The organism is Streptomyces sp. NPDC086766 (assembly GCF_044746005.1).
Taxonomy (GTDB): Bacteria; Actinomycetota; Actinomycetes; order Streptomycetales; family Streptomycetaceae; genus Streptomyces.
This window is the reverse complement of sequence record NZ_JBIVBI010000003.1, coordinates 58205-81423: the sequence shown is the minus strand read 5'-3', so window position 1 is coordinate 81423 and position 23219 is coordinate 58205. Positions and strand designations below refer to the sequence as shown.

General features: G+C 74.6%; 21 protein-coding genes and 1 pseudogene. 9 read left to right on the top strand and 13 right to left on the bottom strand.

The annotated features are described in order from the left end of the window. The first annotated feature begins 55 nt into the window (after positions 1-55). On the top strand, positions 56-1504 hold the full coding sequence (locus tag ACIPM1_RS06175) for a GNAT family N-acetyltransferase (protein WP_402429619.1): 1449 nt from the start codon (positions 56-58) through the stop codon (positions 1502-1504). A gap of 156 nt (positions 1505-1660) precedes the next feature. On the opposite strand, the gene ACIPM1_RS06170 is transcribed toward ACIPM1_RS06175, so the two are convergent. Further along, on the bottom strand, positions 1661-2896 hold the full coding sequence (locus ACIPM1_RS06170) for a trans-sulfuration enzyme family protein (protein ID WP_402429616.1): 1236 nt from the start codon (positions 2894-2896) through the stop codon (positions 1661-1663). A 60-nt stretch (positions 2897-2956) separates the two neighbouring features. Here ACIPM1_RS06170 and ACIPM1_RS06165 point away from each other — a divergent pair, with 60 nt between their 5' ends. Next, positions 2957-3466 carry an Lrp/AsnC family transcriptional regulator gene (locus tag ACIPM1_RS06165; RefSeq protein WP_356192721.1) on the top strand — a complete coding sequence of 170 codons (510 nt, stop codon included), beginning with the start codon at positions 2957-2959 and terminating at the stop codon, positions 3464-3466. Between the two features lie 61 nt (positions 3467-3527). Continuing rightward, entirely contained in the window at positions 3528-5219 is a 1692-nt protein-coding gene (locus tag ACIPM1_RS06160) for a DUF885 domain-containing protein (RefSeq protein ID WP_402429612.1), read from the top strand. Between the two features lie 64 nt (positions 5220-5283). Here the strand turns inward: ACIPM1_RS06160 and ACIPM1_RS06155 are convergent, their stop codons facing one another. The 5 genes from ACIPM1_RS06155 to ACIPM1_RS06135 form a co-directional block, all read right to left on the bottom strand. Further along, a complete protein-coding gene (locus tag ACIPM1_RS06155) occupies positions 5284-8277 on the bottom strand; it encodes an AAA family ATPase (RefSeq protein WP_402429609.1) in 2994 nt (997 codons plus the stop codon). Continuing rightward, positions 8274-9437 carry an exonuclease SbcCD subunit D gene (locus tag ACIPM1_RS06150; protein ID WP_402429606.1) on the bottom strand — a complete coding sequence of 388 codons (1164 nt, stop codon included), beginning with the start codon at positions 9435-9437 and terminating at the stop codon, positions 8274-8276. Before ACIPM1_RS06150 ends, ACIPM1_RS06155 begins: the two co-directional genes overlap by 4 nt. Before the next feature lie 116 nt (positions 9438-9553). Next, the gene (locus tag ACIPM1_RS06145; RefSeq protein WP_402429603.1) at positions 9554-10180 is read right to left on the bottom strand and encodes a YigZ family protein; all 627 of its coding nucleotides are present in this window, start codon (positions 10178-10180) and stop codon (positions 9554-9556) included. A 129-nt stretch (positions 10181-10309) separates the two neighbouring features. Then, positions 10310-10852, bottom strand: a complete 543-nt coding sequence (locus ACIPM1_RS06140; protein ID WP_402429600.1) for a SixA phosphatase family protein — start codon at positions 10850-10852, stop codon at positions 10310-10312. Next, on the bottom strand, positions 10849-11616 hold the full coding sequence (locus ACIPM1_RS06135) for a hypothetical protein (protein ID WP_402429597.1): 768 nt from the start codon (positions 11614-11616) through the stop codon (positions 10849-10851). Before ACIPM1_RS06135 ends, ACIPM1_RS06140 begins: the two co-directional genes overlap by 4 nt. A 205-nt stretch (positions 11617-11821) precedes the next feature. Between ACIPM1_RS06135 and ACIPM1_RS06130 the strand changes: the two genes are divergently transcribed. Next, positions 11822-12229, top strand: coding sequence for a CoA-binding protein (locus ACIPM1_RS06130; RefSeq protein ID WP_356192739.1), 408 nt, complete (start codon positions 11822-11824; stop codon positions 12227-12229). Between the two features lie 210 nt (positions 12230-12439). After that, complete coding sequence (locus ACIPM1_RS06125; protein WP_402429593.1) at positions 12440-14068, top strand: APC family permease; 1629 nt, start codon at positions 12440-12442, stop codon at positions 14066-14068. A gap of 373 nt (positions 14069-14441) precedes the next feature. Here the strand turns inward: ACIPM1_RS06125 and ACIPM1_RS06120 are convergent, their stop codons facing one another. Further along, complete coding sequence (locus ACIPM1_RS06120) at positions 14442-14801, bottom strand: metalloregulator ArsR/SmtB family transcription factor (RefSeq protein WP_356192744.1); 360 nt, start codon at positions 14799-14801, stop codon at positions 14442-14444. Positions 14802-14863: 62 nt separating this feature from the next. Here ACIPM1_RS06120 and ACIPM1_RS06115 point away from each other — a divergent pair, with 62 nt between their 5' ends. Then, complete coding sequence (locus ACIPM1_RS06115) at positions 14864-16063, top strand: cation diffusion facilitator family transporter (RefSeq protein ID WP_402429590.1); 1200 nt, start codon at positions 14864-14866, stop codon at positions 16061-16063. 60 nt (positions 16064-16123) lie between these two features. Here the strand turns inward: ACIPM1_RS06115 and ACIPM1_RS06110 are convergent, their stop codons facing one another. Both ACIPM1_RS06110 and ACIPM1_RS06105 read right to left on the bottom strand, forming a co-directional pair. Continuing rightward, on the bottom strand, positions 16124-16678 hold the full coding sequence (locus ACIPM1_RS06110; protein WP_402429587.1) for a YbaK/EbsC family protein: 555 nt from the start codon (positions 16676-16678) through the stop codon (positions 16124-16126). 43 nt (positions 16679-16721) lie between these two features. Beyond that, positions 16722-17294 carry a helix-turn-helix domain-containing protein gene (locus tag ACIPM1_RS06105; protein WP_402429584.1) on the bottom strand — a complete coding sequence of 191 codons (573 nt, stop codon included), beginning with the start codon at positions 17292-17294 and terminating at the stop codon, positions 16722-16724. Positions 17295-17387: 93 nt separating this feature from the next. On the opposite strand from ACIPM1_RS06105, the gene ACIPM1_RS06100 reads away from it, so the two are divergent. After that, entirely contained in the window at positions 17388-18245 is an 858-nt protein-coding gene (locus tag ACIPM1_RS06100) for an EamA family transporter (RefSeq protein WP_402429581.1), read from the top strand. Positions 18246-18302: 57 nt separating this feature from the next. On the opposite strand, the gene ACIPM1_RS06095 is transcribed toward ACIPM1_RS06100, so the two are convergent. Beyond that, positions 18303-19157, bottom strand: coding sequence for an acyltransferase (locus ACIPM1_RS06095; RefSeq protein WP_402429578.1), 855 nt, complete (start codon positions 19155-19157; stop codon positions 18303-18305). An 86-nt stretch (positions 19158-19243) separates the two neighbouring features. On the opposite strand from ACIPM1_RS06095, the gene ACIPM1_RS06090 reads away from it, so the two are divergent. Beyond that, positions 19244-19771: a gamma carbonic anhydrase family protein gene (locus ACIPM1_RS06090; RefSeq protein ID WP_402429575.1), complete on the top strand. Its 528-nt coding sequence runs from the start codon at positions 19244-19246 to the stop codon at positions 19769-19771. 88 nt (positions 19772-19859) lie between these two features. On the opposite strand, the gene ACIPM1_RS06085 is transcribed toward ACIPM1_RS06090, so the two are convergent. Further along, on the bottom strand, positions 19860-20513 hold the full coding sequence (locus ACIPM1_RS06085; protein ID WP_402429572.1) for a DedA family protein: 654 nt from the start codon (positions 20511-20513) through the stop codon (positions 19860-19862). A 190-nt stretch (positions 20514-20703) separates the two neighbouring features. Further along, complete coding sequence (locus ACIPM1_RS06080) at positions 20704-21816, bottom strand: hypothetical protein (RefSeq protein ID WP_402429569.1); 1113 nt, start codon at positions 21814-21816, stop codon at positions 20704-20706. 359 nt (positions 21817-22175) lie between these two features. On the opposite strand from ACIPM1_RS06080, the pseudogene ACIPM1_RS06075 reads away from it, so the two are divergent. Next, positions 22176-22628, top strand: a pseudogene (locus ACIPM1_RS06075) (sugar phosphate nucleotidyltransferase); the annotation flags it as partial. A 97-nt stretch (positions 22629-22725) separates the two neighbouring features. Here the strand turns inward: ACIPM1_RS06075 and ACIPM1_RS06070 are convergent. Beyond that, positions 22726-23163 carry a DUF4442 domain-containing protein gene (locus tag ACIPM1_RS06070; protein ID WP_402430703.1) on the bottom strand — a complete coding sequence of 146 codons (438 nt, stop codon included), beginning with the start codon at positions 23161-23163 and terminating at the stop codon, positions 22726-22728. Positions 23164-23219: the final 56 nt, after the last annotated feature.

Genomic DNA, 23219 nt, shown 5'->3' with positions numbered 1-23219 from the left:
CCATCGGTCACAAAGCGTTCGTGATCACGCAACACCATTCCTTCACAGTGGATGCATGACTCGTGAACTCCCTGATGTGACCCGTGCGAAGCACGGTCGCCCGGTGCACCACTGGCGGCGGGACGTGATAGAACTCGCCGCGCTCTTCACGGCCGTGGCGGTCGCGGACGCGGTGGCGAATCTGATCGGCCACGGACCGGACGGCCCGGCCCTGCTGGTGATCTCGGCGATGGCGCTGGTCGCGACGGCCGCGTTCCACACCTGGTGGGCACGGCGCCACGGGCACGCGCCGCCGGCGGACCATACCGGCGCCCGGCCGCCCGCCCCGCGGCGGGACCAGGCCGGGCCGTCGGCCGCCGCCCCGGCGCTGCCCGGGGCGGCGGCCGCGAGCGCCCTGTGGCGGATGCGGACGACGGTGAAGGACGAGCCGGGATCACTGGCCGCGCTGTGCGCGGCGCTGGCCGCGCACCGGGTCGACATCCTCAGCCTGCAGACGCACCCGCTGGCCGAGGGCACGGTGGACGAGTTCCTGCTGCGCGCCCCCGGCGAGGTCGAGGCCGCCGGGATCGCCCGGGCGGTCACGCTCGCCGGCGGCGGCGACACCTGGATCGAGCGGGCCGACCCGCACGATCTGGTGGACGCGCCCACCCGGGTCCTCGGGCTCGCCGCGCGGACGGCCCTGGACGCGGCGGAACTGCCCCTGGCACTACGCCAGTTGCTGGGACGGTGCACGATCCGCTCGCTGCCCGGCCGGCCGCCGGCCGGCGGCCGCGGTCCCGAGGAGGTGCCGGTCGAGGGCGCGCTGGAGGGCACCGTGATGCGGCTGCGGGCGCCCGAGGGCGGAGTGATCACCGTGGAGCGGCCGTATCTGCCGTTCACACCCACGGAGTTCGCCCGGGCGCGGGCCCTGGTGGATCTGGATGCCCGGCTCGGACCGCGCATCCCGCGCAGCCAGGACGTGCTGACGCTGCCGGAGGGAAACGCCATCACCGTGCGCCGCGCCGACACCGGCGACCTGCCGGCTGCCCGCGCCATGCACGAGCGGTGCTCGGCACGGACGCTCAACATGCGCTATCACGGCCCGGTGGGCGACGCCGACCGCTATCTGCACCACCTGCTCAGCCCCCGGTTCGGGCGGACGCTCGCCGTGCGGACCGCGTCCGGGCGCATCGTCGGTCTGGGCCATCTGCTGTGGGACGGCGACGAGACGGAGGTCGCGCTGCTCGTCGAGGACGAGTGGCAGCGGCGCGGCATCGGAGCCGAACTGCTGCGCCGCCTGGTGGCCCTGGCCGTCGAGGCGGGCTGCGAGAGCGTCTACGCCGTGACGCAGGCGTCGAACACCGGCATGGTCGCCGCCATGCGCGGCCTGGGCCTCCCGCTCGACTACCAGATCGAGGAGGGCACCCTGGTCATCACGGCCCGCCTGGAGGCGGCCCCGGTGACCTCGCCGCCGTCGCACGGCGGCAGGCGGCAGGAGTACGACGGGCCCGGCGTGCGGGACTGACGGCGGGTCACGGAGCCGGAGAGCGGCCCGGCGGGATTCCCGCCGGGCCGCTCTCCGTTCCGGGGCCGGTGTCACGCAACCGGTCTCACGCAACCGGCCTCACGGAACCGGGCTCATGGAACCGGCCTCACGCAACCGGGGCTCACGCAATCCGGCTCAGGCGACCGGGCTCACGGAACCCGTCTCTGCCAGCGCCTCGCGCAGCTCCCTGGGCGCCGCCGGGGCCGGCGGCCGCTCCCCCAGGGCCCGGTCCAGGTCGGCCCAGAGGTCCTCGACGTCCTCCAGCCCCACCGACATCCGCAGCAGCCGGTCGCTCACCCCGGCGCCGCGCCGGTCGTCCGCGTCCACGATGCGGTGGCTGATGGACGCCGGATGCTGGATGAGGGTGTCGACGCTGCCGAGGCTGACGGCGGGGGTGACCAGACGGACCCCGCCGATGACGGCGTGCGGGTCCTCGTGCACCTCGAAGGCGATCATCGCGCCGCCGATGCGCGGGTAGTGGACGCGGGCGACCCGCGGGTCGGCCGCCAGCCGCGCCGCCAGCTCCGCGGCCGTGGCGGACGCGGCCCGGACCCGCACCGGCAGCGTGGACAGCCCGCGCAGCAGCAGATAGCCGGCCAGCGGGTGCAGCACACCGCCCGTGGCGAACCGCACCTGCCGCAGCCGCCCGGCGAACTCCTCGTCGCAGGCCACCACGCCGGCCATCACGTCACCGTGCCCGCCCAGGTACTTGGTGGCGCTGTGCAGCACCAGCCGGGCACCCTGCTCGGCCGGACGCTGCAGCACGGGCGTGGCGAAGGTGTTGTCGGCGAGGAGCGGCACGGAGCCGCAGGCGTGGGCGACGGCCCGCAGATCGACCTCGGCGAGCGTGGGGTTGGCCGGCGACTCGACCATGACCAGCCCGGTGTCCGGCCGCAGCGCGTCGGTGATCCCCGCGGGATCCGTCCAGGTCACCTCGGTGCCGAGCAGCCCGGCGGTGAGCAGGTGGTCGCTGCAGCCGTACAGGGGGCGCACGGCGACCACGTGCCGCAGGCCCATGGCGGACCGGGCGAGCAGCACGGCGCTCAGCGCTGCCATGCCGCTGGCGAAGGCGACGGAGGCCTCGGTGCCCTCCAGCCGGGCCAGGGCGGTCTCGAAGCGTGCGACGGTCGGGTTGCCGAGCCGCCCGTAGATCGGCGGGCCCTCCGGGTCGGCGCCGTCCGTGGCGAACGCGTCGATGCGGGCGGCCTCCGCACGGCTGTCGTAGGAGGGATAGGTGGTGGACAGGTCGATCGGCGGGGCGTGCAGTCCCCGCCGGGCGAGGTCGTCACGTCCGGCGTGCACGGCCTCGGTGGCCAGAGCCCTGGGTGCGGTGCGTACGTCGTCGTACGCGTGCGTGCTCGCTGAGTCCATGGGCGGAAGGGTGAACACCGGCCGGGGCGTCGGGGCCGGGGAGCGTGTTACGTTCGGCCAATGGCTGAATCTGTCGTACTGGATCCGGTGGACCTCCATCTGCTGCGGCTGCTGCAGAACGACGCCCGGGCGACCTACCGCGATCTCGCCGCCCAGGTCGGGGTGGCGCCCTCGACCTGCCTGGACCGGGTGACGCGGCTGCGCCGCTCGGGGGTGATCCTCGGCCACCAGTTGCGGCTGGATCCGGCGAAGCTGGGCCGCGGGCTGCAGGCCCTGCTGTCGGTGCAGGTCAGGCCGCACCGGCGGGAGCTGGTCGGGCCGTTCGTGGAGCGGATACGGGCGCTGCCGGAGGCGCGGACCGTCTTCCATCTGACCGGGCCCGACGACTACCTCGTCCATGTCACGGTCGCGGACATGGCGGATCTGCAGCGGCTGGTCCTGGACGAGTTCACGGCCCGGCGCGAAGTCGCGCGGGTGGAGACGCGGTTGATATTCCAGCAGTGGGACTGTGGCCCGCTGCTGCCGCCCGGCGCGGAGGCGGCCACGCCCTCGGCGAAATCGGACCGCTGACAGCCCCACGAGCGGAAAACGGGACTGACATGGACCGTGTCCCCGTACCAGGATGGTCCGCATGTCAGAGACCAAGAGCCCGCTGCCCCGACAGGTCGCCGACGCCTACGTCGACGAACTCATCGCCCTCGACCCGGTCACCGGTACGTATCTCGGCGTGAAGGAGAGCTCCAGCCGGCTGCCCGACCTCTCGCCCGTGGGTCAGGAGGCGCTCGCCGACCTGGCGCGCACCACGCTCGCCCGGCTCGACGAGGCCGAACGGCGGCCCGGCGCGGACAGCGACGTGGAGCGCCGGTGCGCCCGTCTGCTGCGCGAGCGCCTCACCGCGGAACTCGCCGTGCACGAGGCCGACGAGGGCCTGCGCGCCGTCGGCAACATGGCCACGCCCGCGCACAACGTCCGCGAGGTGTTCACGGTCACGCCGACGGAGACGGAGGAGGACTGGGCGGCGATCGCCGAGCGGCTGCGCGCCGTTCCGGCCGCGCTGGCGGGATACCGCGCCTCCCTGACGCTGGGCCTGGAGCGCAAGCTGTACGCGGGCCCGCGCCCCACGGCCACCTTCGTCGAGCAGCTCGCCGAGTGGTCGGACACCGACGGCAAGGGCCGGGGCTGGTTCGAGGACTTCGCCTCGGCGGGCCCGGACTCCCTGCGCGCGGAGCTGGACGAGGCGGCCCGCGCGGCGACCGCCGCCGTGGTGGAGCTGCGCGACTGGATGCGCGACGTCTACGCGCCGGCCGTCGAGGGCGCGCCGAACACGGCGGGCCGCGAGCGCTACGCCCGCTTCGCGCGCTACTTCAACGGCACCGACCTGGACCTGGACGAGGCGTACGCGTACGGCTGGGCGGAGTTCCACCGCATCCTCGGCGAGATGCGGCAGGAGGCGGAGAAGATCCTGCCCGGCGCCGAGACGCCGTGGGTGGCGCTCGCGCACCTCGACGAGCACGGCACCCACATCGAGGGCGTCGACGAGGTCCGCCAGTGGCTGCAGGACCTGATGGACCGGGCCATCGCCGAGCTGGACGGCACGCACTTCGAACTCGCCGAGCGGGTGCGGAGGGTGGAGTCGCGCATCGCCCCGCCCGGCAGCGCGGCGGCGCCGTACTACACGCAGCCGTCGGAGGACTTCTCGCGTCCCGGCCGCACCTGGCTGCCGACGATGGGCCAGACCCGCTTCCCGGCCTACGACCTGGTCTCGACCTGGTACCACGAGGGCGTCCCCGGTCACCACCTCCAGCTCGCGCAGTGGGCGCACGTGGCGCAGGACCTCTCCCGCTACCAGGCCACCGTCGGCATGGTCAGCGCCAACGCGGAGGGCTGGGCGCTGTACGCGGAGCGCCTGATGGACGAGCTGGGCTTCCTCACCGACCCGGAGCACCGGCTGGGCTACCTGGACGCGCAGATGATGCGGGCCGCCCGTGTCATCGTCGACATCGGCATGCACCTGGAGCTGGAGATCCCGGCCGACTCGCCCTTCCACCCGGGCGAGCGCTGGACGCCGGAGCTGGCCCAGGAGTTCTTCGGCGCGCACAGCAGCCGCCCTGCGGACTTCGTGGAGAGCGAGCTGACCCGCTATCTGACGATCCCGGGCCAGGCCATCGGCTACAAGCTCGGTGAGCGGGCCTGGCTGCTGGGCCGGGAGAAGGCCCGGCAGCGGCACGGCGACTCCTTCGACCTGAAGTCCTGGCACATGGCGGCTCTGTCCCAGGGGTCCCTGGGGCTGGACGACCTGGTCGACGAGCTGGCGCGGCTGTGAGCCGGGAGGGGCGGCCGGCGTCCGGCCGCCCCTCCGCGGTGCCCGGTGGCGGCGGCCGGCGGGCTCAGTCCACGCCCCGCTGCCGCACCGAAGACCCCGATCTGCCCTTGACGACCTCCAGCTGGGCGTGGATCCGCCGCCGCAGGTCGGCGACGTGGCTCACGATGCCGACGCTGCGGTCGCGTTCGCGCAGGGAGTCGAGCACGTCGAGGACCTCGTCGAGGGTCTGGTCGTCGAGGCTGCCGAACCCCTCGTCGATGAAGAGCGTGTCCAGACGCACCCCGCCGGCCTCGTCGGTGACGACGTCCGCGAGGCCGAGGGCGAGGGCGAGGGAGGCGAAGAAGGTCTCGCCGCCGGACAGGGTCGCGGTGTCCCGCTCCCGTCCGGTCCAGGCGTCGACGACGTGCAGGCCGAGACCGCTGCGGCCACGTCCGGCCCGGTCGTCGGAGTGCACCAGGGTGTAGCGGCCGGACGACATCCGCCGCAGCCGCACGGTCGCGGCGGCGGCCACCTGTTCCAGGCGGGCCGCGAGGACGTACGACTCCAGTCGCATCTTGCGCTCGTTGTCGGCCGCGGTGCCCGCGGTGAGCGAGGCCAGCCGGGCCACCCGGTCGTACTCCTCGCGCAGCGGGGCCAGCCGTCGCGTCCCGGCGGCGGCCTGCCGGGAGAGCCGGTCGAGTTCGGCGCAGCGCCGGGCGGCGGCGTCCCGCGCCGAGGCGGCCTCCCGCAGGCGCCGGCCGGCGTCCTCGGCGGCGCGTTCGGCCGCGGCGAGGTCGGCGGGCGGCCGCCGGGCGGCGGCCGCGGTGTCGGCCTCGGCGAGGACGGCGCGTACGGCGGCCTCCTCCGACTGCCGGGCGTCCAGGCGCCGTTGCAGTTCGCGGTGGGCCGCGTCGTCGAGGAGGGCGGCCGCCGCGGCCCGCGGGGTGTCGAAGCCGGCCCGGAAGGCGGCCTCGGCGAGCCGTCCGTCGGCGTCCTTGAGCCGCTCGGCGCTCTCCTCCGCGGCGCGGGCCGCGTCGGCGGCGTCCGTGAGCAGCGCCGCCCGCCGCTCCAGGTGCGCGGCGCGCTCGGCCACACTGCCGGCGCCGCCCCTGGCCTGCTCGAGCTCCTCCTCCAGGGCGGCCTCCTCGCGGTCCAGGGCGTCCCGGCGGGTCAGCCGTGCGGCGGACCGGACCTCGGCCTGCCGGCGGTCGGCCAGCCGCCGCTCGCGTTCCTGCTCGGCGGCGCGCAGCTCCTCGCGCGCCGGGTGCAGCGCGGAGGCGTCCCGGCGGGCCTCGGCGAACTGCCGCTCCAGTTCCCCGGCTTCCTCGGCGAGCCGCGCGGCCGGCGTGTCACCGGCCTCCGCGGTGGCGGCGGCCAGCGCCTCCCGTACGACGCCCAGGCGCCGTTCGTCCTCGGCGCGCCGCTCGTCGGCCTCCTGGTGGGCGGCCAGCGCCCGTTCCTCCGCCTCGCGGCCGACGTGCCCGGAGACCTTGCGGGCGGGCGCGGGGTGGGCGGTGGCGCCGCAGACGGCGCAGGGCTCGCCGTCGACGAGGTTCCCGGCCAGTTCGGCGGCGATGCCGTTCAGGCGCTGTTCCTTCAGCTCCAGCCAGTGCGCCTTGGCCCGCAGGGCGCGGTCTTCGGAGGCGTGGGCGCGCCGCCGGGCGTCGTCGGCGTCCCCGGCGAGCCGGTCGCGCAGGCGGGCGGCCCTCAGGCGGGCCTCGGCGGGCTCGCGGCGCACGGCGAGCTGCTCGGCGCGGGTGGCCGCCTCCTGGGCGGACTCGATACGGGCCTGGAGTCCCGCGCGGGTGGTGTCCCATGCGGCGAGCCAGGCGCCGGACTCCTGGAGCACGTCCTCGTCGGCGCGTTCCTGCCGGTCGGCGTCGGCCCGCTCGGCCACGAGGTCGGTGAGACGGCGCTCGGCGCGGCGGGCCGACTCCAGCCCGCCCAGCTCCTCGGCGGCCCGGCGGGCCGCGGCCGCCAGTCCGGCCGCGCCCTCGCCCGCGAGCCGCTCCGGCAGCAGGGCCCGCGCGCGCGCCTCCGCGGCGGCCGCCCGCCGGTGCTCGGTCTCGGCGGCCTCCCGCAGCTCCAGCGCGGGCGCCACCTTCTCGGCCTTGCGGCCGCGCTCCATCCGGGTCTGCGCCTCGCGGTGGGCGTCGGCCCGCGCCTCGAGACGCGCGGCGCCCTCCCGCGCCTGGGCGAACCGCCGCTGCAGCCGCGCCACCTCGCGTACGGCGTCCAGGGCGCGCTCGGCGGCGGACTGCGCGGACTCGGCGGCGTCGAGCCGGCAGTGGGCGACCGCCAGCTGTTCGCGGGCGGTGCTGCGGGCGACGGCCGCCGCGGTCAGGACCGCCTCGGCCAGGCCGGGCTCGCCCGGCGCCAGCTCCGGCAGCTCCATGGCGTCGCCCGCCGCCTGCTGCATGCGGTGCGCGTCGGCGAGCAGGGCCGCGTCGCCCTCGCGCACCTGCGCCTCGGTGGCGCGCCGGCGCTCCGCGAGGCGCTTCTCCACCTCGGCGAAGCGGTGGGTGTCGAACAGCCGGCCGAGGAGCCGGCCGCGGGCCTCGGCGTCGGCGCGCAGGAAACGGGCGAAGTCGCCCTGCGGCAGCAGCACCACCTGGCAGAACTGCTCCCGGCTCATCCCGAGCAGCTGCGTGATCTCCTCGCCGATCTCCTGGTGGGAGCGGCTGAGGTCCTTCCAGGCCCCGCGCGCGGGGTCGTACTCGCGCAGCAGGCTCTGGGCCTTGTCGAGCGTGGTGCCCGTGCCGCGCTTCTTGGGCCGCTCCCAGGGCGGCTGCCGGGTCAGCTCCAGCCGGCGTCCGGCGACGGTCAGTTCGAGGGTGACCTCGGTGCGGGTGGCCGGCGCCGCGTGGTCGCTGCGCAGCGTCGTGCCCTGACCGCTCTGCCGGGCGCCCGGCACGGACCCGTACAGCGCGTAGCAGACGGCGTCCAGTACGGAGGTCTTGCCGGCGCCGGTGGGGCCGTGCAGCAGGAACAGCCCGGCGGCGGACAGCGCGTCGAAGTCGACGGTCTGCGCGCCGCCGAAGGGGCCGAAGGCGGTGATGTCGAGCCGGTGGAGCCTCACCGGGCCACCTCCCGCGCCGTCGCGTCGGCACGCACGGCGTCGAAGGCCTCGCGCAGCACCGCGCGTTCGTGCTCGTCGGGGCCGGTGCCCCGGACGTGGGCCACGAAGTCCTCCGCGATCTCCCGGTCGCCACGTCCGGCGAGCCGGCGGGCGTAGGAGACGTCGGGGTCGTCCGGGGCGCGTTCGGGGTCGAAGACGAGGCTGAGGGTGTGCGGGAAGCGCTCGGTGAGGCGGGCCATGGGTTCGGCCGGGCGGACCGGGTCGGTGAGGGTCGCCTCGACCCACGCCTCCCGGTGTCCGGCGAGGCCGGCGTCGGCGAGCAGGTCCTCCAGCGTGCCCCGGATCCGGGCCAGCGCCCGCGGGACCGGGCAGTCGACCCGCTCGGCGGTGACCGAGCCGTCGGAGTCGAGGTCGACGAGCCACATGGTCTTGCGGTGGCCGGCCTCCGAGAAGGAGTACGGCAGCGGGGAGCCCGAGTAGCGGACGCGCTCGGTGATGGTCTGGCAGCCGTGCAGATGGCCGAGGGCCGCGTAGTCGACGCCGTCGAAGACGCCCGCGGGCACCGCCGCCACGCCGCCGACGGTGATGTCCCGCTCGCTGTCGCTGGCCTCGCCGCCGGTGACGAAGGCGTGCGCGAGGACGACGGACCGCGTGCCGGGCGCGCGGGCGGCGAGGTCGTCGCGGACCCGGTCCATGGCGGCGGCGAGGACCGCCTCGTGGCCCGCCTTCTCCACCCCGAACTGCTCCTTGACCAGGGCCGGTTCGAGATAGGGCAGCCCGTAGAAGGCGACGTCCCCGAAGGCGTCCGCGAGGACCACGGGGGTGGCGCACGCCGCCGGTTCGGTCCGCAGATGGATGCCCGCCCGGTCGATCAGCCCGGCGCCGACGCCGAGGCGCCGGCCCGAGTCGTGGTTGCCGGAGATCATCACCGTGGGCACGCCCAGGTCCGCGAGCCGGTGCAGCGCGTCGTCGAACAGTTCGACCGCGGCCAGCGGGGGCACCGCGCGGTCGTACACGTCCCCCGACACGACCACCGCGTCGACGCCGCGCTCGCGCACGGTCGTGACGAGGTGCGCTATGAACGCGGCCTGGGCGTCGAGCATGTTCACCCGGTGGAACGCCCGGCCCAGGTGCCAGTCGGAAGTGTGCAGCAGCCTCATGATCCTCGAAGACTAACGGCCGGGTCTGACATCACGGGCGGTTACTCCCGTATCGGCCCGGCATGAGCCGTACGAGCCGTACACATAAGCCCGTTGTGCCTGATTGGCCCGGATCGTCACGCGTCCCCGTAGGCCTCCCCGCCCGGTTCGAAGCCGGCCGTGCCGGCGGTGACGTCGGCCAGCCAGGCGCGGAAGGCGTCCACGTCGGCGTCCGGCAGACCGATCTCGAGGGTGACCGCCTCGCCGTAGCGCACCTCCCGCACCGCGCGGCCGGTCGCCCGCAGCTCGTTCTGCAGCTTGCCGGCCCGCTGGTGGTCGACGGTCACCGTGGCCAGCCGGAAGCGGCGCCGGGTGATCGTGCCCAGCGTGTCCAGGGCCTCGCCGACCGCCCCGCCGTAGGCGCGGATGAGTCCGCCCGCGCCGAGTTTGACGCCGCCGTAGTAGCGGGTGACGACGGCGACGACGTACCGCATGTCGCGGCGCAGCAGCATCTGGAGCATGGGCACGCCCGCGGTGCCCCCGGGCTCGCCGTCGTCGCTGGCCCTCTGCACCGAGGCGTCGGCGCCGATGACGTAGGCCCAGCAGTTGTGGGTGGCGTCGGCGTGCTCCCTGCGGACGGCGGCGACGAAGTCCTGGGCCTCCCGCTCGGTGGCCGCCGGGGCGAGGGCGCACAGGAAGCGGGAACGGTTGACCTCGGTCTCGTGCACGCCGGCGCGGGCGACGGTGCGGTACTCGTCCTGCATCCGGCCAGCCTATGCGCAGCCCGCGTCCGCCCCCGCCGCAGGTGCGAGGGACCGGCCGGGGGACACACGCCGCCCGCGGGCGGCACCGTGCGGCCGCCGGTGACGGGCCTCGGCGGCCGGGCCGTGGCGTCAGTGCTTCGCGCCCCGGGGGACGGTCAGGTCGGTGAGCAGGGCGGCGCCGGGGGCGAGCGCCCGCCAGCCGGCGCCGTGCCAGGCCAGGACGGCGAGGGCCGAGGTGGGGAACTTCACCCGGAGCCGGTCGAGGGTGTCGTCGAGGCCGTCCCCGGCCAGGTCGAGGACCAGTTCCTCCAGACTCGGGTTGTGCCCGATCAGCAGCAGGGTGCCGACCTCGGGGGGCGTCTCGCGCACGGCCGTCAGAAGCGCGGGCACATCGGCGGCGTAGAGCCGCCGGTCGAACCGCACCGGGGGCGGTGTGCCCCACTGGGAGGAGGCCAGGTCCCAGGTCTGGCGGGCGCGCCGGGCGGTGGAGCACAGCGCGAGGTCCGGCAGGCAGTCGGCCTCGGCGAGCGCGCGCCCGGCGGCGGGCGCGTCCCGGCGTCCGCGGGGCGCCAGCGGCCGCTCGTGGTCGGCCACCCCCGCCGGCCAGGCGGACTTGGCGTGCCGCAGCACCACCAGGCGGCGCAGCGGCCGCCCTTCCCCACGAGCGCTCACGGCATGCTCCCCAGGTCGCGGGTGAGGTCGAGGCCCAGGAGGCGGTCCGCGTAGGCGTACGTCTCGAAGCGGGCGCCGTCCGCGAGGTCCGGCCGGGTCTCCACCCATTCCAGCACGCGCAGCACGCCCGGCACGTCCAGGTCGTCCTCCCAGGCCCCGCGCAGTCGCCCGCGCACCTCTTCGGGGATCGGCCGCGAGGGCCGCATCGCCCAGGCGGCGACCGCGCGGCGCCAGCGGGCGACGGTGCGGCGGGCGTCGTCCAGCGCGTCCGCGTCGAGCCGCAGCGGCACCTCGCGGCGGCGGGCGAGCAGCGCCAGGCGCAGCGCGGCGGCGTCGTCGCCCGCCGCGAGGGTGACCGCCGCCTCGGCGTCGACGGGCGCGACCGCGATCCGGACACCGTCGGCCGCCGCGCCGTCCTGCTTGACGACATGGACGACCTGGGCCTCGCCCAGCGCGGCGCCGAGGTCGCGGCTGTCCTCGAAGGGCCGGATGCCGAGGGCCGCGGCGGCGGCGCGCAGCTCCGCCTGCTCCCGGTCGCCGGTCAGCAGCGCCCACACCGGCGTGCCGCCCAGTTCCAGGGCGCGGACGAGGAGGTCGGCGACCAGTAGCACACGCAGCCCCGAGGCGTCGAAGCCCGACGCGTGCGCCTCGACACGGGTCAGGCCGCGGCGGGCGGGGGCGGCCTCCACGGGCTCGCCTGTTCGGGCGTCGATGATGCGCAGCACGGCCCGAGCGTAGGCGCGCCGGGGGCCGCGCGCAGGCATGTCGCGCCCTGTCCGGACATGTTGGCGGGTTTCCACCCACCCCTGGGCGGTACAACAGCACCAGCGCACCCCCTCCGCGCGGGGCGGCGCGCGGATGCCACCGGGCGGGGAATCGCCCGGGGGGAACCCGCTGTTGACCGGTCGGTGGCTCCGTCCGGGAGCGGCCGAGAGCGTTCGAGACCGACTCAGACCGAGGAGACCCCTGGTGTACGGCGACGCAGCGACGATCCGCAGGATCCTGACCGAACTCGGCGACACCTGGGCCGTGGTGGGCCTGTCGTCGAACCGCGACCGCGCCGCGTACGGCGTCGCCCAGGTGCTGCAGCGGTTCGGCAAGCGGATCGTGCCCGTGCACCCGAAGGCGGAGACCGTGCACGGCGAGCGCGGGTACGCCACCCTCGCGGACATCCCCTTCGCCGTGGACGTCGTCGACGTCTTCGTCAACAGTTCGCTGGCCGGCCCGGTCGCCGACGAGGCGGTCGCGGTGGGCGCCCGGGCGGTGTGGTTCCAGCTCGGCGTGGTCGACGACGCGGCGTTCGCGCGCACGCGCGCGGCCGGACTCTACATGGTCATGGACCGCTGTCCGGCGATTGAAATTCCGCGCCTGACGTGACCTGTGTCACTCTCTTCTCACATAGTGCGACTGAATAGAAACATTCCGCCACATGATTTGACCTGTGCAAAGGCCGCGCAAAAGAAGTCCCCATGGCAGAGCAAATTTCGAAGTACGGCCTTCTGCGAAGCGGGTTCGATTCCTAATCTGAGCCGCCGTTGAGTGTTAATTCGGTGACCAGATAGTGAGAGGCCCCTTGACATGGTGAAAGTGGACCATGTAACGCGTGAGACCACGCGGGACACAAGCAGCCTGCGGCGCGATGTCGGACTGATCGGGCTGATGTGGGCCTCGGTCGGATCCATCATCGGCTCCGGCTGGCTCTACGGCGCCGAGAAGGCCGTGGTGACGGCCGGCCCCGCAGCGATCATCTCGTGGATGATCGGTGCGGTGGCGATCGTCCTGCTGGCACTCGTGCACGCCGAACTCGGCGGCATGTTCCCGGTGGCGGGCGGCACGGCCCGCTACCCGCACTACGCCTTCGGCGGCCTGGCCGGCATGTCGTTCGGCTGGTTCTCCTGGCTGCAGGCGGCGACCGTGGCGCCGATCGAGGTCGAGGCCATGATCGGCTACGCCGCCCACTGGAACTTCGCCAAGGGCTTCCAGCACACCGACGGAACACTGACGACCAGCGGTCTCATCGTCGCGGTCGTCCTGATGGCCCTCTTCGTCGCCGTCAACTTCCTGGGCGTGCGCGTCCTGGCCCACACCAACAGCGCGGCCACCTGGTGGAAGATCGCCGTACCGCTCGCCGCGATCTTCATCATCGCCGTGGGCAACTTCCACCCGCACAACTTCACCGTCGAGGGCTTCGCCCCGTTCGGCGCCAAGGGCGTGCTCGGCGCCATCAGCTCCAGCGGCATCATCTTCGCGCTGCTCGGCTTCGAGCAGGCGATCCAGCTCGCGGGCGAGAGCCGCGACCCCAAGCGCGACCTGCCCCGCGCCACGCTCGGCTCGGTCGCCATCGGCGCGGTCATCTACGTCCTGCTCCAGGTCGTCTTCATCGCCGCGCTGCCGCACAGCTCGTTCGCGCACGGCTGGGCCAAGCTCGACTTCCCGGGCATCAGCGGCCCGTGGGCGGGTCTGGCGACGCTGGTCGGCCTCGGCTGGCTGAGCGTGGTGCTCTACCTGGACGCCGTCATCTCCCCCGGCGGCACCGGCCTCATCTACACCACCGCCACCTCCCGGGTCTCCTACGGCCTGTCCAAGAACGGCTACGCCCCCAAGATCTTCGCGAAGACCGACTCCCGCGGCGTGCCGTGGTTCGGCCTGATCATCTCCTTCGTCACCGGCATCGTCTGCTTCCTGCCCTTCCCGAGCTGGCAGGAGCTGGTCGGCTTCATCACCTCGGCAAGCGTCCTGATGTACGCCGGCGCCCCGCTGGCCTACGGCGTCTTCGCCGACAAGCTGCCGAACCACGAGCGCCCCTACCGCCTGCCGGCCGGCAAGGTGCTGGCCCCGCTGTCCTTCGTGGTCGCCAACCTGATCATCTACTGGGCCGGCTGGGACACCCTGTGGCGGCTCGGCGTGGCCATCGTCCTCGGTTACGTCCTGCTCGGCGGCTACGCCTGGTACGCCACCAGCAAGAACCTGCCGGACGCGCCCCTGATGGACTGGAAGGCCGCGCAGTGGCTGCCCGGCTACCTGGTGGGCATGGGTCTCATCTCCTGGCAGGGCGGCTTCGGCGGCCAGGGCAACATCCCGCTGTGGTGGGACATCGTGGTCGTCGCGGCCTTCTCGCTCGCCGTCTACTACTGGGCCCGGGCCACCGCGTCCAAGCCCGAGGCGATCGAGCGGAGCATCGAGGAGGTCGTCGTCACCGACGCCCCCGCGCACTGACCCCGATCCGGTCCCGAACGGTGTCCCGTCGGCCGCGGCCCCAGCGCTGCGGCCGACGGGACACCGTCATACTGCTCGGATGACGCACATCTCCCCCCACCCCGACTCCCCTTCCCCGCAACGCCGTTCGGTGGTCGTCGTCGGTGCGGCCCCCGCGGGGCTCACCGTCGGCAACATCCTGCGGCCGCCTCGGTCGACTGCGTGACACCGAGCTGACGGCAGATCACCACTACGTCTACCCGCAGCCCCCGCTGGTGACGGACCTCGTGCACGAGTACGCCGATGTCCGCGGCGGCGACATCCGCTTCGGCGTGCCGGACGTCCGCCCGCACGACACGGAGACCGACGGGCGTGCGGTCGTCCTCGGGCGGGATCAGTCGTGCACGGGCCGGTCGCCGATGCGGTGGTCCGCGACGCTGAGCGCCTCGTCGACCAGGCGGCGCAGATGGCCGTCGCGCAGGGAGTAGACCACCCGGCGCCCCTCCTTGCGGGTGGTCACCAGCCCCGCCAGGCGCAGCCGCGCCAGGTGCTGGCTGACCGCGGGCCGCGCGGCACCGCACACGTCCGTGAGCGTCGTGACGTCCGCCTCCCCGCCCGTCAGCGCGTGCAGCAGGACGAGCCGCGTACGGTCGCCGAGCAGGGCGAGCAGCTCCGCGGCGAGCGTGAACTGCTCCTCGCCCGGGTGGTGCGGGTGCGCATGATGCGCAGGTGATAGGTGCATGCGTGCGCTCATACGCACATAATGGCGTCGGGGACGCCGAGCGTCCACTGTCCGCGCACCGGAAGGGGAACCACGTGAGCCACCGGCATCACCACGAGCACGGCGCCGACCATGCGCACGGCGGCCACCGCGGCCACGGTCACGGGCGGGACGACCACGGCCACAGCCATGCCCACACCCGCGAGCACGCGCCCGGACACCACCACGCCCACGGCGGCCACGGGAACGAGCACGGGCACGGGCACGACCAGGGGCACGACCAGGGGCATGACCACGGCCCCGCCTCCGCCTCCCTCCGGCACCGCCTCGCGCATCTGTTCACCCCTCACTCCCACGAGACCGCCGACAAGCTCGACTCCGCGCTGGAGTCGTCGGCACGGGGGATGCGGGCGCTGTGGGTCTCGCTCGCGGTGCTCGGTGCCACGGCCCTGGTCCAGGCCCTGGTGGTGGTCGCCTCCGGTTCCGTGGCGCTGCTCGGCGACACGGTGCACAACGCCGCGGACGCCCTGACCGCCGTACCGCTCGGCATCGCGTTCGTGGTGGGCCGCCGCGCGGCGACCCGCCGCTTCACCTACGGCTACGGCCGCGCCGAGGACCTGGCCGGCCTGGTGATCGTCCTGACCATCGCCGCGTCGGCGGTGTTCGCGGCGTGGGCGGCCGTCGAACGGCTCCTGGATCCTCGCCCGGTCCAGCACCTGCCCGCCGTGGCCGCGGCCGCCCTGGTCGGCTTCGCGGGCAACGAGTGGGTGGCGCGGCACCGCATCCGCGTGGGGCGCGCGATCGGCTCGGCCGCGCTGGTCGCCGACGGTCTGCACGCGCGCACGGACGGCTTCACGTCCCTGGCCGTGCTCCTCGGCGCGGGCGGCTCGGCGCTCGGGTGGCATCTCGCGGACCCGCTGGTGGGGCTGGCCATCACGGCGGCGATCGCGCTGGTGCTGCGGGACGCCGCGCGTGAGGTGTTCCGGCGGATGATGGACGCGGTCGACCCGGCCCTCGTGGACCGGGCCGAGCGTGCGCTGCGCGAGGTGCCCGGTGTGCACGGGGTCGGGGAGCTGCGGCTGCGCTGGATCGGTCACCGGCTGCGGGCCGAGGTGGCGGTCGTCGTGGACGGCGACGTCACGGTGCGCCAGGCACACGACGTGGCCGTCGAGGCCGAGCACGCCCTGCTGCACGCCGTGCCGAGGCTCACCGCGGCCCTGGTGCACGCCGACCCGGCAGCGGGCCCTGGCGCCGGCGACCCGCACCGGGCCCTGGCCCACCACACGGCCAACTGAGCCGGTGAGCGCCGGGCCCCGGCCCGGCCGTCCGCCCGGCCGTGGTCCGCCCGGGCGCGGTCAGGTTCCGAGCCCCTCCAGCACAACGGCCCCCGGCAGCTCCGCGAACGCCTTGCCCGGTACCAGCAGCTTGCCGCGGCGCCGGCCGCTGCCGACCAGGACGTACGGCAGGTCGACGACGGCCGGGTCGACCAGGACCGGCCAGCCCTCGGGCAGCCCGATCGGGGTGATCCCGCCGTACTCCATGCCGGTCGACCCGGTGGCCACGTCCACCGCGGCGAACGAGGCCTTGCGGGCGTCCAGCCGGCGGCGCACGACACCGTTGACGTCGACACGGGTGGTGGACAGCACGACACACGCGGCCATGCGGGTCTCGGCGCCCCGCCGGCCGGAGACCACCACGCAGTTGGCGGACCGCTCCAGCAGGTCCTGCCCGTAGTGCTCGACGAACACGGCGGTGTCCGCCCACCGGGGGTCCGTGTCGACGTGGACGATCTGCTCGGCGGGGACGCTGCCGCGCCAGTGGCGGACGGCCTCGGCGACCGGGCGGGGCAGCTCGTCGAGGCGGTCGGGAGCGGGGGCGGCGTGGTCGAAGTTCCCCAGGGGAGCGCGCATGACCGCACGCTAACAGCACGGCGGGGCGGGCCGGCCGGACGTCTCAGTGCACGGGCGGCACCGACACCGTCATCACCATGCCCACCGGCACGGCGCCCGCGTTGGCGTACGTGTGCGGGGTGTTCGCCTCGAAGGAGGCGCTCGCCCCCTCCGGCACGCGGTACTCCACTCCGTCGACCGTGAGCGTCAGCTCCCCGGCGGTGACGTGGACCAGCTCGACCGTGCCCGCCGGGTGCGGGTCGGAGGGGCTGCCCTCACCGGGCATGAGGCGCCACTCCCACATCTCCAGCGGGCCGGGCGCCTCGACGCCCGCGAGCAGCCGGTTGTAGCTGCCGGCGTCGGTGTGCCACAGCCGGACGGCCTGGTCGGCGGGGACGATGCGGACCGTCGGGCCCTGCTCGTAGTCGAGCAAGGTGGTGATGCTGACCCCCAGCGCGTCCCCGATCTTGACGACCGTGCCGAGGCTGGGGTTGGTGCGGGCCTGCTCGATCTGGATGAGCATGCCGCGGCTGACTCCGGCGCGGGCGGCGAGCGTGTCCAGGGTGAAGCCGCGCTCGGTGCGCCAGCGCTTGACGTTCCGCGCCAGGGACTGGGTCAGCAAGTCGAGGTCCGACACATTCCGTCCAATATCATGGATGACAGAGTTCACTACATTGAACTACGGTGGGGTGCACCCGATCGTTCACCGAACTGTACTGCGAGGCACGTCGTGACAGCATTCTTCGCCCTGGCCACCAGCCTCCTGTGGGGGCTGGCCGACTTCGGCGGCGGGCTGCTCACCCGGCGCAGCCCGGCGCTCACGGTCGTCGTGGTCTCCCAGACGATCGCGGCGGTGGTGCTCGGCGCGATCGTGCTCGCCACCGGCGGCTGGAGCGAGGCCGGTCCGCGGCTGTGGTTCGCGGTCGCCGCGGGCCTGGCCGGGCCGGTGGCGATGCTCTCCTTCTACAAGGCGCTGGCCCTCGGCCCGATGGGCGTGGTCTCGCCGCTCGCGACGCTGAGCGTGGCCGTTCCCGTCGGGGTCGGCCTGGTGCTCGGCGAGCGGCCCGCCCTGGTACAGGTCGCGGGGATCGCGGTGGCCGTCGCGGGCGTCGTGCTGGCGGGCGGCCCGCGGCTCGGGGGTGCCGCCGTGGAGCGGCGGACGATCGGGCTGACGCTGGCCGCCGCGCTCGGCTTCGGCGCGGTGTTCGCGCTGATCGCCGAGGCGTCCACGACGGTCACCGGGCTCTTCCTGGCGCTGTTCGTGCAGCGCGTGACGAACGTCGTCGCCGGGGGCGCGGCGCTGTGGCTCTCCACCCGGCGGGGCGCCCCAGCGCTGCCGGAGGGCGGCTTCCGCTGGTCCTCGCTCCCGGCACTGGCCTTCGTCGGTCTCGCCGACGTCGCGGCCAACGGCACCTACTCGGTGGCCGCCCAGCACGGCCCGGTCACCGTGGCCGCGGTCCTCGCCTCCCTCTACCCGGTGATCACCGCCCTGGCCGCCCGCGGCTTCCTCCGCGAGCGGCTGCGCGCGATCCAGGCGGCGGGCGCGGGCCTGGCCCTGGTGGGCACGCTGCTGCTGGCGACGGGCTGAGGGGTTTCAGCCCGGGTTCGCGACGCCCGCCCTGCCGCGCTGTCGGACCACCCGAGTTCAGCCCTCGGCCTCGAGCCGGGGTCCCGCCTGCGCGGCCGGCGCGGCGAGCCCGGCCCCGGCCGCCTCGTCGAGGGCGGCAAGCCGGGCCACACTCTCCTCGTCCAGCTCCGCCAGCGCGGCGAGCTGCTCCGGGGTGACGTCCTCCGGAATCGGCGTCGGGGCCGGCGTCCGCAGCGGCGGCTGCCATCCCTCGGCGGGCGTCCAGCGGCGTACCACCCTGGCGGGCGCCCCGGCGACGACCGCGTGGTCGGGCACCTCGCCCCGGACCACGGCGCCGGCCGCCACCACCACGTTCCGCCCGATCCGCGCGCCCGGCAGGATCACCGCGCCGGTGCCGATCCAGCACCCGGGGCCGATCTCCACCGGTTCCATCCGGGGCCACTGCCTGCCGATGGGCTGGTGGGGGTCGTCGTAGGAGTGGTTGGTGGAGGTGACGTAGACGTACGGCCCGAAGTAGCAGTCGTTGCCGATGCTGACCGTCGTGTCCGCGATGACGTGGCTGCCGCGGCCGAGGACCACACCGTCGCCGATGCGCAGGATGGGGTCCGGGCCGAGGTCGAGATCGGGCATCAGGCCGGCGGTCAGGGTGACCTGTTCGGCGATGATGCAGTAGGAGCCGAGGTGGATCCAGGGCTCACCGAAGACCGTGCCGAGCGGGAAGGCGAGCCTGGTACCTGTTCCCATCGCGCCGAAGCGCAGCCGGCCGGGGTGTTCGGCCGAGACCGACCCCGCGCGCTGCACCCAGGCCCAGCCCGCGTGGACGGCGCGCTGCGCGAGGCGGCGCCGCCATGATGAGAACGTGTTCTTGCGCTTGGGCACCCGCTCACGGTACTCAGCGCGGGCCGCGCCCATGAGACCGGACGCCTGTGATCTTCGCCCCAACGGATGACGTACGGTGCCGGTACATCCAGGAGGACCGGACGAGGGAGAGGACCGGGATGACGCACGAGGCGCTGATCGCGGGCATCGGCGGCAGGGAGCCGCGAGTCGATCCGGGGGCGTTCGTGGCGCCCACGGCCACGGTGATCGGTGACGTGGCGCTCGGCGCGGGCGCGAGCGTCTGGTACGGCGCGGTGCTGCGCGGCGACGTCGAGCGGATCGGCGTCGGCGCGAGCAGCAACGTGCAGGACAACTGCACCCTGCACGCCGACCCGGGTCTCCCCGTCAGTGTCGGCGAGCGCGTCTCGATCGGGCACAACGCCGTCGTCCACGGCGCGACCGTCGAGGACGACTGCCTGATCGGCATCGGGGCGACGGTGCTCAACGGCGCGGTGATCGGCGCCGGGTCGCTGGTGGCCGCGCAGGCGCTGGTCCCGCAGGGCATGACGGTGCCGCCGGGGTCGCTCGTGGCGGGGGTCCCGGCCAAGGTCCGGCGGGAGCTGACGGAGGAGGAGCGCCAGGGGATCACCCTGAACGGCACGATGTACGCGGAGCTGGCCAAGGCGCATCGCGACACGCACGCGTAGCCGCCCGCGAGGGCTCGGGCTTCGGCCGGTGCGCTCGGGGCGGGGGGAGACGTGCGTGCCCGGGAGCGGGAAGGGGCTCCCGCGGTCCTCACTCGCCGGCGGGGACCGGCTCCGGCTCCTCGGCCGTCCGCGGCGCGGCCTGTGCCTTCTTCGCCTTGCGCCTGAGCACCAGCATCGAGGTGAGCCCGATGAGCACGGCCGCCACCAGGCCCAGCCAGGAGAACTTCTTCAGCCAGGACTCGGCGACCACGCCGACGTAGTAGATGACGGCGGTGGTCCCGCCCGCCCAGCAGATGCCGCCCAGGACGTTGGCGACGAGGAACTTCCAGTACGGCATCCGCAGCACGCCCGCGAGCGGACCGGCGAAGATCCGCAGCAGGGCGACGAACCGGCCGAAGAAGACGGCCCACATGCCCCACTTCTCGAAGGACCGCTCGGCGGTGGCGACGTGGCCCTCGCTGAAGTGCCGGGGGAACTTCCTCCCGAGCCGGGCGAGCAGCGGCCTGCCGCCCTTGCGGCCGATGGCGTAGCCGATGGAGTCGCCGACCACCGCGCCGACGGTGGCGCAGGTGCCGAGGACGACCGGGTCGATGCCCGCGTGCTGGGAGGACATGAGCGCGGCGGAGACCAGCACGATCTCGCCCGGCAGCGGGATGCCCAGGCTCTCCAGACCGATGACCAGGCCCACCACGGCGTAGACGGCGGCCGCGGGTACCGTGTCGAGCCATTCCTGGACGTGCACCGCCGGTTCCTCCCCGATTTCGCGTCCGTGCGTGCTTCCGTGCTTCCCGGGGGCGCCCGCAAGGACGCGCCCCCGGGAAGCCTACCCGCTCGACCCGAACCGGGGGGCGTCCACGAGCGGCGCCCGGTTCCGTCGACAGGTTTCCGGTCAGGAGCCGGCGCGGGGCGGTTCCCCCGGACCCGACGGCACCTCAGCCGCCGGTCGGCGCGCCTACGACCAGGCCGGTTCCCGGAACGACGACGCGCCCCCGGCCGGACACGGTGGCGTGCGGGCCCGGGGCGGCGGGGTCGTCGGTCCGGCCCCTAACGGCGAGCACGGTCGCGAGCAGGACGAGGGACGTGAGGCCGACGACGACGGCGACGGACGCCCGGTGCCTGCGCCCCGGCTCGTCCGCGCCGGCAGGCGGGGTCCTGTGGCGGCCGCCGCCCTCGCCCCGGACCCGGCCGGCGGCCCGAGGACCGTCCGGGGAGGCGGCCCGGGCCGGTCGGGAGCCGAGGTAGCGGCGGGCGCCCCAGCCGAGCACGGTCTCGGCGAGCAGGAGCGGCAGGCCGTCCTCGCACAGGCCGAGCTGCTCGGCGCCGTGGCGGCAGTGGCGGCACTCCCTCAGGTGCCGTCGGACGTCGGGCAGCAGGGCCCCGCCGCGGCGCGCGGGGGCCTCGAGGAGACGGTTGTGGAAACGGCATTCCCGGGTGGGCGCGAGTTCCCGGTGGGCGCGCACGCAGCTCGCCCGGAATCGCTCGCGGGCCCGCTCCAGCGTGACCGTCGCGGTATCGGTGTCCATCGCCAGCAGACCGGCCGGTACGGTTATGGGTTCGCCTTCGACCTCGGTGTGCCACAACAGGCATTGGAAGGCTCCGGGAAGGGCCTGGAATGCCCACGCGGCGAGTTGCCGCTTTTCGGACGTCATGGACCTGGCCGCACGCAGTCCACGGCCACCGGTGGGCCTGCGCAGTTCCGGCAGGACCACACACGCGGCGTCGTCGGCGGCCCACGCGCGGACGGTGTCCCGGACGGCGACGAGGAGCTGGGGGCGCAGGGCGCCGCCGACCGCTCCGCCGGCCAGCCGCCGCAGCACCCGGTGATAGGCGGCGGTGGCCACCATCGTCGCGGAACTGCCCGAGCCGGCAAGGCAGATGACCGCGTAGTCGTGAGCGGCCCGCCAGTGCCGGGCGAGCAGCAGGGCGACGGCGTGGTGGCCGCCGTCGGTGTCGCGCAGCCGGGCGACGAGAGCCCGGTCGGACTCCCCCGGGACCAGGCCGGGGAGGGGTGGACGAGGAGGACGTGGGGGGTGGGGATTTTGCACGAAAGCATTTCCTTCCAAGACGCAGGACGGACATGCGCAATGCCCGTCCACTGGAAAGCAGGTGCCTGACTGGTGCATACCCGACCGGAAAACGGGGCCGGCCGTCGCCTTTCCCGATTCCCGACGGGGACGCTCACCCTCGCACACGCGATCGCACCCAACAAGAAGGGCGAAAGGCGGCGCCGCGAAGGGCGGAAAACGAACGCCGTCGCCCGGCACACCCCACCCGCATTCGACGAATCCGTCGCAGCGGCGTCACCTTGTGCGGGCCTGCGGCGGGGCGCACACGAAATCTCCCGCTCGCCGCTCACAGCCCGCCCCTACGTCCCACCCGGCTCGCTTCATCCCGGTGGACCGGCATGGGCCGCATGATCGAGGTCCGCGACCGGCACGCGGGCGGCGTGGCCGCCCTGACGGCGGTCGATCCGCCGCAGATCCACCTCTACGGCTGCGCGGCCGTCGACCCGACCGGCGAGGAGGGCGTCGTACGCGTCACCGGCCTGGGGGGAGAAGCCCTCCCGCGAGGAGGCGCCCAGCGCCTGCGCGGTCATCGGGCGCTGCGCCCTGGACCCCGGCGTCTTCGACGCCCTGGAACGCACGCGCCCGGCCGCGGCGGCGAGATCCGGCTGACCGACGCCCTGGGGGAACTCGCCGCGCGGGGCGCGGTGCACGGGGTCGTCCTCACCGGACCGCGCTACGACACCGGCGACCGGGCCGACCATCTGAGCACCGTGGTCCGGCTCGCCTGCGACCGGCTCGACCCGGGGCCCGAATTCGTGGCCTGGCTCGAGGAGTTCGTGACGGAACTCGGCCCGACCGGCACCGGGGCCGCCGCGAGCGGGGGCACCACCGGCACCGGACCCGCCGCGAGCGGGGGCGCGGCGGTCCGACGAGCGGCGCCGGAGCGCCTCAGCCGTTGGGGCGCAGGGTCCAGAGGACGGTCATCTCCCCGGTCACGGCGCCGTCCGCACGGCGGATCTCGATGGTGACCGGGAACTCGGGCCGCTGTCCGGCGTCCAGTTCGGCGACGACCTCGGCGGCCGGCCGGCCCAGGGTCGCGGTGGCGGTGACGGCGCCCATCGCGAGCTTCTTGTAGGCGATCTCGGCGCGCACGGCGAGCGGCACGGCCCGCGAGAGCTGGTCGCCGAACGCGGCCAGCACGATCGCACCGCTGGCGGACTCACCCAGCGTGAACATCGCTCCGGCGTGCGGCCCGCCCACGTGGTTGTGGTACGCGCCCTGGTCCGGCAGGGCCACCACGGCCTTGTCCGGCGCCGTCTCCACGAACTCGAGGTTCAGCGTCCGGGCCATCGGCACGGTGGCGGCGAGCATCTCGCCGATGGACATCTGGTCTGCGCTCATGGCGGCATGTTACTCATGGGTAGCCGCGCTGGCCAGGGTGG